This is a genomic window from Lacrimispora sinapis (assembly GCF_043633585.1).
Lineage (GTDB): Bacteria > Bacillota > Clostridia > Lachnospirales > Lachnospiraceae > Lacrimispora > Lacrimispora sinapis.
Genome location: NZ_CP141832.1, coordinates 390,878 through 404,655, shown reverse-complemented (window position 1 = coordinate 404,655; position 13,778 = coordinate 390,878). Strand labels below are relative to the sequence as shown.

Sequence of the window (13,778 nt, the reverse complement as noted above, 5' to 3'; positions counted from 1 at the left end):
CATTATTATCTAAAATTCTCTCTTATTATCTCCGCCATGAGTAAATTCAATGAATTTACCGGTTCCAATGGCGACTGCTGTCAGCGGGTCTTCTGCGATCATGGTGGTAATTCCTGTCTTTTCTTCGATCAGAGCATCCAGTCCGCTTAAAAGAGAGCCGCCCCCTGTAAGCACAATTCCACGGTCAAAAATATCAGCTGCCAGCTCCGGTGGTGTACGCTCCAACACGTTATGAACGGCATCTACGATCTGCATTGCCGGTTCTTTTAAGGCATCAAGCGTCTCGTCAGACGTAACCACAATGGTCTTGGGAAGTCCGGTCACCAGGTTTCGTCCGCGTACCTCCATGGTCAATACCTCGGGTCTGCGGTATGCAGCACCGATGTTGATCTTGATTTCCTCTGCAGTTCTCTCACCGATCAAAAGGTTATGCTTCTTACGCATATAACGGACAAGTGCTTCATCAAAATCATCTCCAGCCACCTTGATGGAGGTGCTGACTACGGTTCCTCCCAGAGAAATCACCGCAATATCAGAAGTTCCTCCGCCGATGTCAACGATCATATTGCCGCAGGCTTTTGCAATATCAATTCCTGCTCCGATCGCAGCTGCGACCGGCTCTTCAATAATGGATACTTCTCTGGCTCCAGCCTGGTAAGTCGCATCCTCTACTGCCTTTTTCTCCACCTCTGTCGCTCCGCTGGGGATACATACACTGATTCTTGGCTTTCTTAATGTCTTTTTCCCAACGGCTTTATTAATGAAATACTTCAGCATCTTTTCTGTTACGGTATAATCAGAAATAACTCCCTGACGCAGCGGTCTGACTGCGATAATATTCCCCGGAGTTCTTCCGATCATAAGCCTTGCCTCTTCGCCAATGGCTTTTATTTTATTCGTATCACGGTCAATGGCAACGACGGAAGGTTCTTTTAAAACCACACCTTTGCCTTTAATATATACCAGTATGCTGGCTGTACCCAAATCAATTCCAATATCATTGGACATCATAGTCTTCTTCCTCCTGATCCCTAAATCCTGTTCCCAAAGTTACCTTTATCGTCAAATTTATGTGTATTTCGTAAATTAGGTCGCACTTTCTATCTTATTATATACAATATCCCTATGTTTTGAAAGGGGTTTTTTTATTTTTATTATCTTTATTATTTTTTAATTTATCGTACACATTTTTGTCACAATTTCCGTATATACTAGTATTACGTTATCCGAAAGGATGACGGGCCTTTTGTTTCAAGTAACTTACTTGAAATCACAAAGCTTTTTCATACTCATACCGGACGGTGAAAACCGTCCGGCCCCCCTAAAATAATGAACTGAACATATATTATCCGCATTTTTGATGGAACGTGTTAAAACAGAGTCAGGTCCTCCGTGATCCCTGGCTCTGTTTTTTTATGTTTTTCTGTCTGTCACGACAATCTCAGTGCCCAATCCCTGCAGTCTATGATTCTGGTTGCCAGTCCTTCGTAAAATTCCGGTTCATGGCAGATCAAAAGAATGGTGCCCTTATATTCTTTTAAGGCTCTTTTCAACTCTTCTTTCGCTTCCACATCCAGATGGTTGGTCGGCTCGTCCAGTAAAAGGACATTGGTCTCCCGGTTTTGAAGTTTACATAATCTTACCTTTGCCTGCTCACCGCCGCTGAGGACACGCACCTGGCTTTCGATATGCTTGGTAGTGAGACCGCATTTTGCCAGAGCCGAACGGACCTGGTACTGAGTATAGGAAGGAAACTCTTTCCATATCTCTTCTATGCAGGTGGTGGTATTGCCAGGAGCCATCTCCTGCTCAAAGTATCCGATGGACAAATAATCGCCCAGCTCCACGCTTCCGCTTAACGATGGCACAAGCCCCAGTATGCTTTTTAACAGCGTCGTTTTTCCGATGCCGTTGGCCCCTACCAGAACTACTTTTTCCCCACGCTCCATGGTTAGGTTGAGCGGCTTTGACAAGGGCTCTTCATAACCAATCACCATATCCTTTGTTTCAAAGATCATCTTTCCGGCGGTCCGGGCCTCCACAAAATGAAATTCCGGCTTGGGCTTATCCTTGGCAAGCTCAATAACCTCCATCTTATCCAACTTCTTCTGTCTGGACATGGCCATATTCCGGGTGGATACCCGGGCTTTGTTGCGGGCCACAAAATCCTCCAGCTCTGCGATCTCCTGCTGCTGGCGCTTATATGCCGCCTCCAGCTGGGAACGTTTGACCGCATATACCTCCTGGAATTTTTCATAATCCCCCACATAGCGGTCCAGATTCTGGTTTTCCATGTGATATATGATGTTGACTACGCTGTTCAAAAAAGGAATGTCATGGGAAATTAAAATAAATGCATTTTCATATTCCTGAAGATAGCGTTTCAACCATTCGATATGCACCACATCCAGGTAGTTGGTCGGCTCGTCAAGAAGAAGGATATCCGGCTTTTCCAGCAAAAGCTTCCCAAGTAAAACCTTGGTCCTCTGTCCTCCGCTTAATTCTGTCACGTCCTTATCCAGTCCCATATCGGTAAGCCCTAACGCTCTTGCCACTTCCTCCACTTTGGAATCAATAACATAGAAGTCGTGTGCCATTAAAAGATCCTGAATGGTTCCAAGCTCCTCCAGCATGGAAGCCATGGTTTCCTCGTCTGCCTCTCCCATCCGGTCACAAATCTCATTCATCTGCTCCTCCATCTGAAATAGAAATGCAAAAGCGTTTTTAAGCACTTCCCGGATGGTCATTCCCTTTTCTAAAACCGTATGCTGGTCCAGATAGCCGACACGCACACTTTTCGCCCATTCTACCTTACCTTCGTCGGGCTGCAGCTTTCCGGTTATGATATTCATAAATGTGGATTTGCCTTCTCCATTGGCTCCGATTAAACCAATGTGTTCTCCTTTTAACAGGCGGAAGGAAACATCCTGGAAAATCGCCCGGTCACCAAATCCATGAGTCAGATGTTCTACGTTTAATATACTCATTGAAAAACTCCTTATTCTTTCAGTAACTGCAATCAATGCTTCTGCGTGCTGCGGATTTCACCGCTTGATCCCTAAAATTCTATGAAACATCATAATTCTACATGACAGAAGCAATTAAGGCAAGTAAAAAGCCACTTTCTTTGGACCATTTTTTATTTGGGGCAGAATGGTTTGACCGTTTCTGCCCAGGGAATCACGCCATCAAATGCAGGATATGTTTTGGCAAGTTTTTTAAGTTGCAAATTAGGGCAAAAACGTATATGATAATTCCAATACGAATCATAAAAGAAAGAGGGTTCGCTTATGTACGTTTACACTTGGTATCAATGGCTGCTGTTTTTTTACATCTATTGTTTTATTGGCTGGGTAATTGAATCAACCTATGTTTCTGTAAGAAGCCTTCACTTTGTAAACCGGGGTTTTTTAAGGCTCCCCCTTCTTCCTTTATATGGAAGCGGGGCGATTCTCATGCTTTGGCTGTGCCTTCCTGTCAAAGGCAATCTGCTTCTGGTATTTCTTTTCGGAATGGCAGGTGCCTCCATACTGGAATACGCCACCGGCTACGTCATGGAGCGGCTGTTTAAAATGAAGTACTGGGATTATACCTATAAACCTTTTAATATCAACGGATATATCTGTCTTGGAACTTCCCTTGCCTGGGGATTTTTAACCCTTTTGCTGACGGAAGTGGTCCACCGCCCTCTGGAGTGGCTGGTCCTTCCATTAAGCCGTACCGCCTGTATCACTGTGGTCCTGCTTATTTCCGTGGTTTTCATCATTGACACCATCCGTTCCGTAAAAGAAGCTCTGGACCTTGGCCGAATCCTGGAATCTTTGACAAAGATCAAAGCGGAGCTAGAAGAGGTTCAGGTGCAGATCGCGCTGTTAAAAGCGGAGACCACACAAAAAGTATCCGAGTTTAAGACTGAGACTCTGGTCAAGATCACCAACTTAAAAGCGGAAACCACCAGCGTTTTAAAGGAATCCGCCCTGGCCGAACGGCTGCAGTCACTGACAGAAAACAAAGAGAAGCTGACCAAATATCTCACTTTTTACCGCAAGGGAATTCTTCGCCGGAATCCTACCGCTTCTTCCCGGTTGTTCGGAGAAACCTTAAAGGAATTGAAGGAATATTCTAAGAAATATAAGAAATCCTGATGGGTCAGCGGTCTTAATATTTTTATCTATGGATGCATTTTTCATTACAAACAAACCGGGGGAAACGGTACTCTGACTTATAAGCACAGCCTTTTTTTCTGTGTCTTACCATCAAAGTACCGTTTCCCCCGGTTTCATTTATAATAATTATAGCATCTGATCTACCATCGCCTTCACAGCCTCTCCCAGCTTTGCCGATGTTTTATCCGCATCTTCCAGAGAAGAACCTTTGATGCCATAATAAAACTTGATCTTTGGCTCAGTTCCTGACGGTCTTATGCACAGCCATGCATCGTCAGACAAGTCATAATAAAGGACATCGGACTGTGGAAGCCCGGTGGGCCTTATTTCTCCGGTGATCATGTCTTTTACCGTATCAAGCTGATAATCTCTGGCGGAAAGGACTTTGTATGTGCCAACGGTCTCAGGTGTATTATTTCTCATGGTCTCCATAATTGCCCTGATCTTTGCCTGTCCTTCGATTCCTTTTAAGCCGATGGATATGACTGCATCTTTGTAATAGCCGTATTTCTCATATATGGCGATCATGGCATCCCATAAGGTCATGCCTTTGGTCTTGTAATAAGCAGCGGCTTCACATAATGCAACGGAAGCGGAAATGGCGTCCTTATCGCGGGCATAGGTCCCGATGAGACATCCATAGCTTTCTTCCATACCAAAAAGATAGGTTCCGTATCCGGTGGTCTCTGCCTTTAAGATCTGCTGTCCGATATATTTAAATCCGGTGAGCACCTCGATCAGCTCACAGCCGTAGGATTTTGCTATGGCATCCACAAGATTGGTGGTTACGATGGACTTAATGACCTGTCCATCCGCCGGAATAGCTCCCCGCTCCTGTTTCTGGCTCAGTACATATTCACATAAAAGAGAACCGGACATATTGCCGGTCAAGGGAATGTAATTACCGGATCTGTCATCCTTTACATATACTCCGAGACGGTCTGCATCCGGGTCTGTTGCCAGAACCAGATCTGCGTTTTGTTCTTTTGCAAGAGCAAGACCTAAGGAAAACGCTTCCTCCGCCTCCGGATTGGGGTAGCTGACCGTTGGAAAATCCCCATCCGGCAGTTCCTGCTGGGGGACTACATAGACATGGGTAAAACCGATCTCTTTAAGGGCTCTTCTTACGGGAAGATTACCGGTTCCATGAAGGGGCGTATAAACGACCCTGATCTCATCCTGCATGCGGTCAATGGCTTTTTGGTTCACCACCTGTGCTTTTACATGGGCGATGTATTTATCATCCACCTCCGCTCCGATGATCTCATATCTGCCTGCTGCCACAGCTTCTTCCCGGGTCATGGTCTTTACTGCAGAAAGGTCGGTGATAGCAAGAACTTCCTTTGTCACCCCTTTGTCATGAGGAGGAGTAAACTGGGCCCCATCCTCCCAGTATACTTTATAACCGTTGTACTCCGGAGGATTGTGGCTGGCCGTAATATTGATTCCGGCAATGCAGCCTAACTCCCTTACGGCAAAAGAAAGCTCCGGTGTCGGTCGCAGAGATTCAAATTTATATGCCTTGATGCCGTTGGCAGCTAATGTCAGTGCAGCTTCCTCTGCGAACTCCGGAGACATATGCCTGGAGTCATATGCAATGGCCACGCCTTTTAAAGCGCCGCCCTGTTTTATAATATAATTTGCAAGCCCTTGTGTGGCTCTTCTTACTACATAAATATTCATGCGGTTGATGCCGGCTCCGATAATGCCTCTTAAACCAGCAGTACCAAATTCCAGATCTTTGTAAAAGCGCTCTTTGACTTCATTGTCATCATCTGCAATCCCCCGAAGTTCATTCCTGGTCGCTTCGTCAAAATATGGATTCAAAAGCCATTCATCATAAATGCTCCTGTAATCTTTCATTGCAAATACTCCCTTCTCTCCATTTCTGTTATGGCTATTATAAAGCAAAACAGAACAAAAGAAAAGCGCATTTCCATTATTTTATTCTTGATAAAAACGAGCTCCGCACAGACTCCTGTATCTCCAGATCTTTTAATTTTTCAATGTTCCGGGAGGGAATCCATGCCTTGTTGGCATTATAATAGAAATTAATCTGCTTCCAGTATTTCTCCGGATATAAGAACAGGTAATAGAGGCAGGTCCTGTCTGCATCCGAAAGAGAGATCACTTTGGAATAAGTATCAAGCATTGCCATGCCGAGCTTTAAGTTCCAGTCATGCTTTTCCATGGCTTTTCGCATAAAATGGTATAAATCCTCCATCTGCATTCCCTTATGCATACGGTTGAATTCCACAATCGCCACATCATGGGAGCACATAAGAATATGATGCTGGTTTAGGTCCCCATGGCAAAGATACTCTTCCTTGCTTTCACGGGTCTCTAAAAAGCTGGCCATTCCCTTACAAGCCTCCATTGCCTGTTCATAAAATGTATCATAATTACCCATCACACAGAGTTCAAATTCTGATTTTTTCCTTTTATTGCGGATAAAGGAACGGGCGCGCACCAGTTCCTTATTGTGCCGTTCCATTTCTTCCGCCGGTTGCTGCACCAAAATGGAACCCAGGTTCCATTCCTCCTTAAATTCAATTCCCCGGAGTATCTTATGTAAATAAGCGATCCGTTCAATGGCACAAAGAATCTCTTTGCTGTCCTTTAAATTGCATTCCCGGTCCGCATACCAGTTTTTTACGATCCAGCGGGTTCCGTCCTCGGCGGCAGAGAGGAGTTCTCCTTCTTTATTTCTAACATAACGATCCACATTTATATGGCCGGCTTCTTCCATCTGCGAAAATACCTGATCTTCAAATTCCAGGCGCTTTAAAGTTCCTTTATATTCCCGAAGCAGTTTCAGTCCCTGATTCGTTTCACACAACCAGGCGCCCCGGCCGCGCTTTACATCAAGAATTTCAAGCTCATACTGCGAAAGCACCTCTGTGTATTTCTCGTTCACAACCACCCCTCCAACTCTTAGCTCATCAGCTACTTCTAGGGTATGAAAGGGCAGGAAAAAATATGCAGAATCCGGCGGAAAGTTATACGGGCGGGACGTCCGCTTTTTTTATAACCGTTCAGCCAGATTCATCAAATACTCTCTGTTATTGCACTCCGGATTTTTTAAAACTTCTTCAAACAGCGTCTCCAGCACTTTCCCGATTCCAGGTCCGGGCTTTCTGCCTGCCCCGATGAGATCCCGGCCGGTCACAGCCATATCTTTTAACCGGATGCAGTCTCCATTTTCAATGATTTCTTCTGCATACTGTTCCACTTTTATTAACGTCTCCTGGTAGGACTTTGGGCAGAAAATTTTCTGGAAACACAAAAGATCCTGAAAAAGTTTTGGAGAAAGTCCGCTCATGACTTTCCGGATCACCGGTTTATCTGCAGGCATCTCCTGTTTCCACAGGGTTACAAGCGTTTTTACCTGACTGATGGTTTCATTATCCAGCTTTAAATCACGAAGGATTAATACTGCTTCCTCCGGCCCCTCTGACCGCAAAAAGCCGGACCAGCGCATGTGCTTTTCTGCCGGAAGGAGTTTGATTGTGCCGGTCTCTCCCATTCTCTCTCCGGCTGCAAGAAAATGTTCTGATATATAGGGTGCAATGCCGTTTTCATACACCGCAGCCATTTGTTCCGGATGGTCTGAGAGAAGAAGCTTGGTAAGCTCCACCTGTATCCGCTCCCTGCTGACTTTTTCCATATTGGGGGCGATGACCGCGATGGCCTTTCTCGTCTCCTCTTCCATGTCAAAGCCCAGCTGGGCGGAAAACCGGATGGCTCGCAGGATGCGAAGGGCATCTTCTGTAAACCGGTCTTTGGCATTGCCTACACAGCGGATGATCTTCTTATCCAAATCCCGCCGTCCGTCAAAGGCATCCACAAGTCCGTCTCTGTCACTGTATGCCATAGCATTGATGGTAAAATCCCGGCGTTTTAAATCCTCGATCAGATTGCCCGTAAACTCAACAGATTTCGGATGGCGTCCATCTTCGTATTCTCCGTCGATGCGGTAGGTAGTCACTTCATAGGCTCCCCCGTCCATGAGCACCGTAACCGTACCATGCTGGATTCCTGTATCCACGGTCCGGGAAAAGATCTCCTTTACCTGTTCCGGCTTTGCCGAGGTGGTGATGTCCCAGTCCTCCGGTGTCCGAAGAAGCAGGCTGTCCCTCACACAACCGCCCACCACATAAGCTTCAAATCCATGGATATTGAGTTGTTCTATGATTTTTCCTGCTGCTTCCGGAACCTGTATCTTCATCACTGTTTCTCCTTTTGGCTGTTTTATGGAATCCTTAATAAGCTCTGCCCCAGTAAACCATCTTTGTTGCAGGTTTTCCGCAGCAGATACAGGTATCTGCCAGTTTTTCCTGCTGAAACGGCATACAGCGGGAAGTTGCTCCTGTTAAATCCTTGATCTTATCCTCGCATTCCTGGCAGCCGCACCACATGGCCTTTACAAAGCCCGGCTTTTCTTCTACGGTCTTTACAAAGGTATCCATATCCAATGCTTCATAGGTATGCTCATCCCGGTGCAATCTGGCTCTTTCAAACATATCTTTCTGGATATCGGAAAGAAGCCGTTCTACTTTTTCGCCCAGCTCGTCTAAAGACACGGTAATTTTCTCATGGGTATCACGGCGGACCAAAACTGCCTGGTTCTCCGCAATGTCTCTCGGTCCGATTTCTACCCGGATCGGAATTCCTCTCATCTCGGATTCACTGAACTTCCAGCCTGGGCTCTTGTCGGTATCATCAACCTTCACCCGGAAATTGGACAGAACGTCTTTAAGTTCATATGCCTTATCGAGAACCCCTTCCTTCTGCTGCTGGACAGGAACGATGATGACCTGGGTCGGAGCGATTCTTGGAGGAAGCACCAGACCATTGTCATCTCCATGGACCATGATGATGGCACCGATCAGTCTTGTGGTCATTCCCCATGAAGTCTGATGGACGTACTGGAGTTTATTTTCCTTATCAGAATACTGGATCTCAAATGCTTTTGCAAATCCGTCTCCAAAGTTATGGCTGGTTCCTGACTGCAATGCTTTTCCGTCGTGCATCAGGGCTTCGATGGTGTAGGTCGCTTCTGCACCGGCAAATTTTTCCTTATCGGTCTTCTGTCCTCTGATGACGGGCATTGCAAGCACTTCTTCACAGAAATCTGCATACAAATTAAGCATCTGCTTGGTTCTTTCTTCCGCTTCTTCTGCTGTGGCGTGAGCAGTATGGCCTTCCTGCCATAAGAATTCTCTGGAACGCAAAAACGGTCTTGTTGTCTTCTCCCAGCGGACCACGGAACACCACTGATTATATAATTTAGGAAGGTCGCGATAGGACTGGATATCTCTGGAATAAAAATCACAGAATAAAGTCTCAGAGGTAGGTCTTACGCAAAGCCGTTCCTGCAGCGGTTCCAGTCCCCCGTGAGTTACCCAGGCAACCTCCGGTGCAAATCCTTCTACATGGTCCTTTTCTCTCTCAAGAAGGCTTTCTGGAATGAACATGGGCATATACACATTTTCAACCCCTGTTTCCTTAAATCTTCTGTCCAGCTCACTCTGAATGTTCTCCCAGATCGCATAGCCTGCCGGTTTGATGACCATACAGCCTTTTACACTGGAATAGTCGATCAATTCCGCTTTTTTTACTACATCTGTATACCACTGGGCGAAGTCCACATCCATGGATGTGATGGCTTCTACTAATTTCTTGTCCTTTGCCATGACAATTCTCCTTTTTCCATAAAATTAAAAAAGCCATCCGTTCCCTCCGTAAAAGGGACCGAACAGCTCGGCGGTGCCACCCAATTTAGCCAATGGATATCCACGGCTCACTTTTTGATCCAGTAACGCAGGATATGCGCCGCAGTTTGCTGCGGGACTCCGAGGGAGGTTGGGTCATGAGCGGTATAAAGGCCTTCCAGCACACGGCCTTCTCTCTGGAATACATCATCACTTATTAGTCCTCTTCAACGTCTTGCTTCTTTTCTCATTTAAAATGATCGTATGGTTGATTTTACGTTATTTGCAAATGTTTGTCAAGAGGCGGGCCCGGCTTTTCTTCTCCGCCTTTTCCTTATAGAAATGCGTTCATGGCGGCAAGGGCTGTTTTCATGACTTCATCGGGAAATTCATATTCCCTTGTGTGAAGTCCCGGACAAGCCTCTCCTGCTCCCACGCCGAAAAACATTCCGTCTGCTTTCTTTAAGTACCAGCCAAAATCCTCCGACCAGCGAAGTGGTTCGGATATCTCCATACATGGGATCTTCTGCTCCATAAGTCTGGCTTTGCACCGTTTTACCCAATCTGCTTTATTGACCGTATCCGGGAATTCATCGGCGTAAGAAACCGTCAGCTTAGCAGACATTTCCCCGGCCCGTTTCCTTGCAAAGGACAAAAGGGATGCTTCAAACCGGTTTAAATCTTCCTGCTTTTCCGCTCTGAGTGTAAGAGAGAGCCGTCCGTCTCCCGGAGAGACTCCAAAGGATTGATCTCCTGCTTTTACCTCGATGATAGTGGCAAGAACCATGCCGGAAAAATCTGGTAAAGCCAATAGTTCGGGGATTTTTACGATCAGTTCCCCAAGAATCCATGCAGGATTTACTCCCTGCTCCGGGTAAGCGGCATGACTCTGCCTTCCCTGAAAGCCAAGGACCACGCCCTTAGATGCACAGGCAAAGGTCCCTTCTTTCAGGACCACTGTTCCCAGAGGATAACCGGGAAGATTATGAAATGCGTAGACTTCATCAATCTTTTTTTCCGTCAAAAGGCGGCTGCACTCTTTTCCTCCCTGTCCGGTCTCTTCTGCCGGCTGGAAGATGAAATACACATTTTTCCCCAACCGCTTTTTGTCCAGCTCCAGACAAAGCCCGGCCAGTACGGAACTATGCCCGTCATGTCCGCAGCCATGGAACAGAGTTCCGTCTTCTCCATAAATCCCATCCATATCCGCCCGGAACGCGACGCTCTTTTTGGCGTTCTCTTCGTGGTGTACCGCATAAAACCAGCCCTCCCGGTCTACGGTTTCCAAAGAAGTATAGGTCTTAATAAATTCCTTTAGAATCTCTATCGTCACTGTCTCATGACCTGATGGTTCCGGGTTTTGGTGAAGCCGGCTCCGCAGCTTCCTCAGCCGTTCATATGTACTATTTTCCGTTTCCACGTTTTTCCTCCATGATTAACTGTCTGCTGTCTTCCCGTACCTGATCCCTTAATTTTTTTGTCTGAGGGAAGCTGTCACAGATTTCATTTCCATAGGTCATGTTTAATTCGTATTCCAGAGGCAGCCAGGTATCTGTGCCTGCTTCGTTGTGCTGAATCAGGGTTTCGATCTTATCCAGGGACTTTACAAGCCTGGCCTCTTTGGACTGCATAAGTGACAGTTCTTCAAACAGGGACGAGAGAGGTGCTTTCAGAGAATCGGGAAGCTTTTCTAAAAGAGCGCCGGTGGCTTTCTCTTCTACGGCTACATCATTTTCTGTCTTTATAAAAGCCGGAATATCTCCGGTCACCGCCTCGCCCCAGTCATGAATGAGACACATACGAATGACTTTGTTCATATCCAGATCAGAAAAATCAGGCTCCATGAGCATGGCCAGTACAGCCAGTCGCCAGCTGTGCTCTGCCACGCTCTCCTGCCTTTTGTTTGTGGTCCAGCTATGCCGGGTGTTGCATTTTAATTTTTCTAATATTTTCAAAAATTCAATCAATTCCTTTGGGTTCAACGTGTATTTCCCCTTTCTTCCTCCTGGGTTTCTTTTTTGCAATTATAACACGTTCCACCATATAGCTCCACAATATCTTCTATTATTAATAATCCGATAGGACCCAGGATAAACCCGAGAAGTCCGAAAAGTTTAAGACCTACAACCATAGAAACAAGGGTTTCCAGAGGGGTAAGCCCTACTTTTCCTCCCATGATTTTAGCTTCCATGATTTCTCTGAAAAAATAGCAGATAATATAAATGACAATGAGCCCAACGCCGTAGACCCAGTTATCATTGATCATAGCCAGGATTGCCCAGGGAATCAGCACCGTTCCTGTTCCAAAGATGGGCAATGCATCGAGAAGCCCGATCCCGATTCCCAGCAGTATAAAATAGGAATTTCCCATAAAAAACAATCCCAGGGAACAGATTCCCATGGTAAACAGCATGATGGTTGCCTGTGTCTTTAACCAGGCACTTCCGACTGACATCAGCCGGTTCCCAAGCATGGCATATTCATAGCAGAACATGGAGTTATCACGTCTGGTACGGATGTCATCCATCTCCTGAAGCGTTAATATGGTGGCAATAAATAAAATAACGGTTACAACGGTCACCTGGACCACCCATTTGATAATACTCATGGAATTCATCATTAAAAACGACATGGCTTTGCTTTTAACCACCGCTTCTCCTCCGGATAGGATCTCTCTGACCACCTGAAGCATATAGCCATCCGGAAGTTTTAAAAACTGTTCCGCAAAGGTGCAGTTTTCCATCAGCCAGTGATCCAGATTCCTCATGATCTGAGGAAGGTTTTGGAACAAGAGTGTGGCTTCCATCAGCAGCTTTCGACCGCCGGCATATACGATGATCCCGAATACGATCATAAAAAGAATGATCTCTACACCCCCGATCACCGCCAGAGGAACAGAAATCACTTTTTTCTTTATTGTAAAACGGGTCTTTCTTTCGATCCAAAGGGCGGACGGGCGGAGAGACAAAGCAAATACATATGCAATCAAAAAGGGAATCACGAGGGGCAGCAGATATCGAAAACTCAAGTATACTGCCCCCGTAACTCCCAAAATTAATAATGTTTTCTTCAGTTTCCTGCTCGGTTTCTCCATGGACTCACCTGTTTCTGTTTTGTACTTCTTTTGTACATTCCCTATTATGAGCGCCCGGAGTAAAAAGTATGCAGGTATCTATTTAGTAAAAAATTCCTTCTTTATATTTTTATTTTACAGAGAAAAAAGATCAAACATTTGTCCTTTCGGCTTTACCGTATAGGTCATTTTCTTTTTCGTGACCGGATGGACAAAAGATAGACTGGTAGCGAACAGGGCGATATCTGCCCGGATCTTTTTTTGCTGGAAACTGGGGTTATACTTCTGATCGCCCCACAAAGGAGTTCCATGTCCTGCCATCTGCACCCGGATCTGATGATGGCGTCCGGTTTTCAGCTTAATTTCCAACAGAGAATATTCCTCTCCATTCTGCTGCGTCTTATCCACAACCCGGAAGTCAAGCTCTGCAGGTTTTGCACCTTTTATCCCCTTTTCCACAATTTTTGAACAATTGTTTTTTCCGTCTTTCCACAAATAATCCACGTAGGTCCCAGAGTTTTCCACAGGTTTTCCACATACCACCGCATGGTATATTTTTTCCATCTGATGCCCGGAAACCTGCTTACTTAAAGACTCTGCAGAGTTTTTTGTTTTTGCATAGACCATAACTCCACCAACAGGCTTGTCCAGTCTGTGGATAACTCCCACATATGGCTCGCCGGAATTTGGGGATACCTTGTTGATATGTTTTTTGATTTCACTGACCATGTCCGGTTCAAAAGATTTGGCAGACTGGGATTCCATTCCCACCGGTTTTTCTGCGACCAGTACTTCTTGATCTTCATATAGTATGTTCATATTCTT

11 protein-coding genes are annotated in these 13,778 nt (G+C 45.7%); 1 reads left to right on the top strand and 10 read right to left on the bottom strand.

Going from position 1 to position 13,778, the window contains the following annotated elements:
- Window positions 1-9: 9 nt before the first annotated feature.
- Both VIG27_RS01885 and VIG27_RS01880 read right to left on the bottom strand, forming a co-directional pair.
- A complete protein-coding gene (locus VIG27_RS01885; RefSeq protein ID WP_394524779.1) occupies window positions 10-1,011 on the bottom strand; it encodes a rod shape-determining protein in 1,002 nt (333 codons plus the stop codon).
- A 419-nt stretch (window positions 1,012-1,430) separates the two neighbouring features.
- Entirely contained in the window at window positions 1,431-2,987 is a 1,557-nt protein-coding gene (locus VIG27_RS01880) for an ABC-F family ATP-binding cassette domain-containing protein (protein ID WP_394524777.1), read from the bottom strand.
- Between the two features lie 303 nt (window positions 2,988-3,290).
- On the opposite strand from VIG27_RS01880, the gene VIG27_RS01875 reads away from it, so the two are divergent.
- Window positions 3,291-4,145, top strand: a complete 855-nt coding sequence (locus tag VIG27_RS01875) for a putative ABC transporter permease (protein ID WP_394524775.1) — start codon at window positions 3,291-3,293, stop codon at window positions 4,143-4,145.
- Window positions 4,146-4,292: 147 nt separating this feature from the next.
- Here VIG27_RS01875 and VIG27_RS01870 read toward each other — a convergent pair whose 3' ends face one another.
- The 8 genes from VIG27_RS01870 to VIG27_RS01835 form a co-directional block, all read right to left on the bottom strand.
- Window positions 4,293-6,029 (bottom strand): phospho-sugar mutase, encoded by a 1,737-nt coding sequence (locus VIG27_RS01870; RefSeq protein ID WP_394524774.1) that lies wholly within the window; start codon window positions 6,027-6,029, stop codon window positions 4,293-4,295.
- A 76-nt stretch (window positions 6,030-6,105) separates the two neighbouring features.
- Complete coding sequence (locus VIG27_RS01865; protein ID WP_394524772.1) at window positions 6,106-7,083, bottom strand: spore coat protein CotS; 978 nt, start codon at window positions 7,081-7,083, stop codon at window positions 6,106-6,108.
- Between the two features lie 108 nt (window positions 7,084-7,191).
- Window positions 7,192-8,394 carry a CCA tRNA nucleotidyltransferase gene (locus VIG27_RS01860; RefSeq protein ID WP_394524769.1) on the bottom strand — a complete coding sequence of 401 codons (1,203 nt, stop codon included), beginning with the start codon at window positions 8,392-8,394 and terminating at the stop codon, window positions 7,192-7,194.
- Window positions 8,395-8,428: 34 nt separating this feature from the next.
- Entirely contained in the window at window positions 8,429-9,862 is a 1,434-nt protein-coding gene (gene proS, locus VIG27_RS01855; protein ID WP_394524767.1) for a proline--tRNA ligase, read from the bottom strand.
- Window positions 9,863-10,214: 352 nt separating this feature from the next.
- A complete protein-coding gene (locus VIG27_RS01850) occupies window positions 10,215-11,300 on the bottom strand; it encodes a M20 metallopeptidase family protein (RefSeq protein WP_394524765.1) in 1,086 nt (361 codons plus the stop codon).
- Window positions 11,284-11,862, bottom strand: coding sequence for an HD domain-containing protein (locus VIG27_RS01845; RefSeq protein WP_394524762.1), 579 nt, complete (start codon window positions 11,860-11,862; stop codon window positions 11,284-11,286). The genes VIG27_RS01850 and VIG27_RS01845 overlap by 17 nt, the downstream gene beginning before the upstream one ends.
- Window positions 11,859-12,974 (bottom strand): AI-2E family transporter, encoded by a 1,116-nt coding sequence (locus VIG27_RS01840; RefSeq protein ID WP_394524760.1) that lies wholly within the window; start codon window positions 12,972-12,974, stop codon window positions 11,859-11,861. The genes VIG27_RS01845 and VIG27_RS01840 overlap by 4 nt, the downstream gene beginning before the upstream one ends.
- 114 nt (window positions 12,975-13,088) lie before the next feature.
- Window positions 13,089-13,772 carry an RluA family pseudouridine synthase gene (locus VIG27_RS01835; RefSeq protein ID WP_394524758.1) on the bottom strand — a complete coding sequence of 228 codons (684 nt, stop codon included), beginning with the start codon at window positions 13,770-13,772 and terminating at the stop codon, window positions 13,089-13,091.
- Window positions 13,773-13,778: the final 6 nt, after the last annotated feature.

Excerpts from the sequence above, each read along its gene's own strand:
- VIG27_RS01840 (WP_394524760.1), bottom strand. The coding sequence starts at position 12,974 with ATGGAGAAACCGAGCAGGAAACTGAAGAAAACATTATTAATTTTGGGA.
- VIG27_RS01880 (WP_394524777.1), bottom strand. The coding sequence starts at position 2,987 with ATGAGTATATTAAACGTAGAACATCTGACTCATGGATTTGGTGACCGG.
- VIG27_RS01875 (WP_394524775.1), top strand. The coding sequence starts at position 3,291 with ATGTACGTTTACACTTGGTATCAATGGCTGCTGTTTTTTTACATCTAT.
- proS (WP_394524767.1), bottom strand. The coding sequence starts at position 9,862 with ATGGCAAAGGACAAGAAATTAGTAGAAGCCATCACATCCATGGATGTG.
- VIG27_RS01885 (WP_394524779.1), bottom strand. The coding sequence starts at position 1,011 with ATGATGTCCAATGATATTGGAATTGATTTGGGTACAGCCAGCATACTG.
- VIG27_RS01835 (WP_394524758.1), bottom strand. The coding sequence starts at position 13,772 with ATGAACATACTATATGAAGATCAAGAAGTACTGGTCGCAGAAAAACCG.
- VIG27_RS01860 (WP_394524769.1), bottom strand. The coding sequence starts at position 8,394 with ATGAAGATACAGGTTCCGGAAGCAGCAGGAAAAATCATAGAACAACTC.
- VIG27_RS01870 (WP_394524774.1), bottom strand. The coding sequence starts at position 6,029 with ATGAAAGATTACAGGAGCATTTATGATGAATGGCTTTTGAATCCATAT.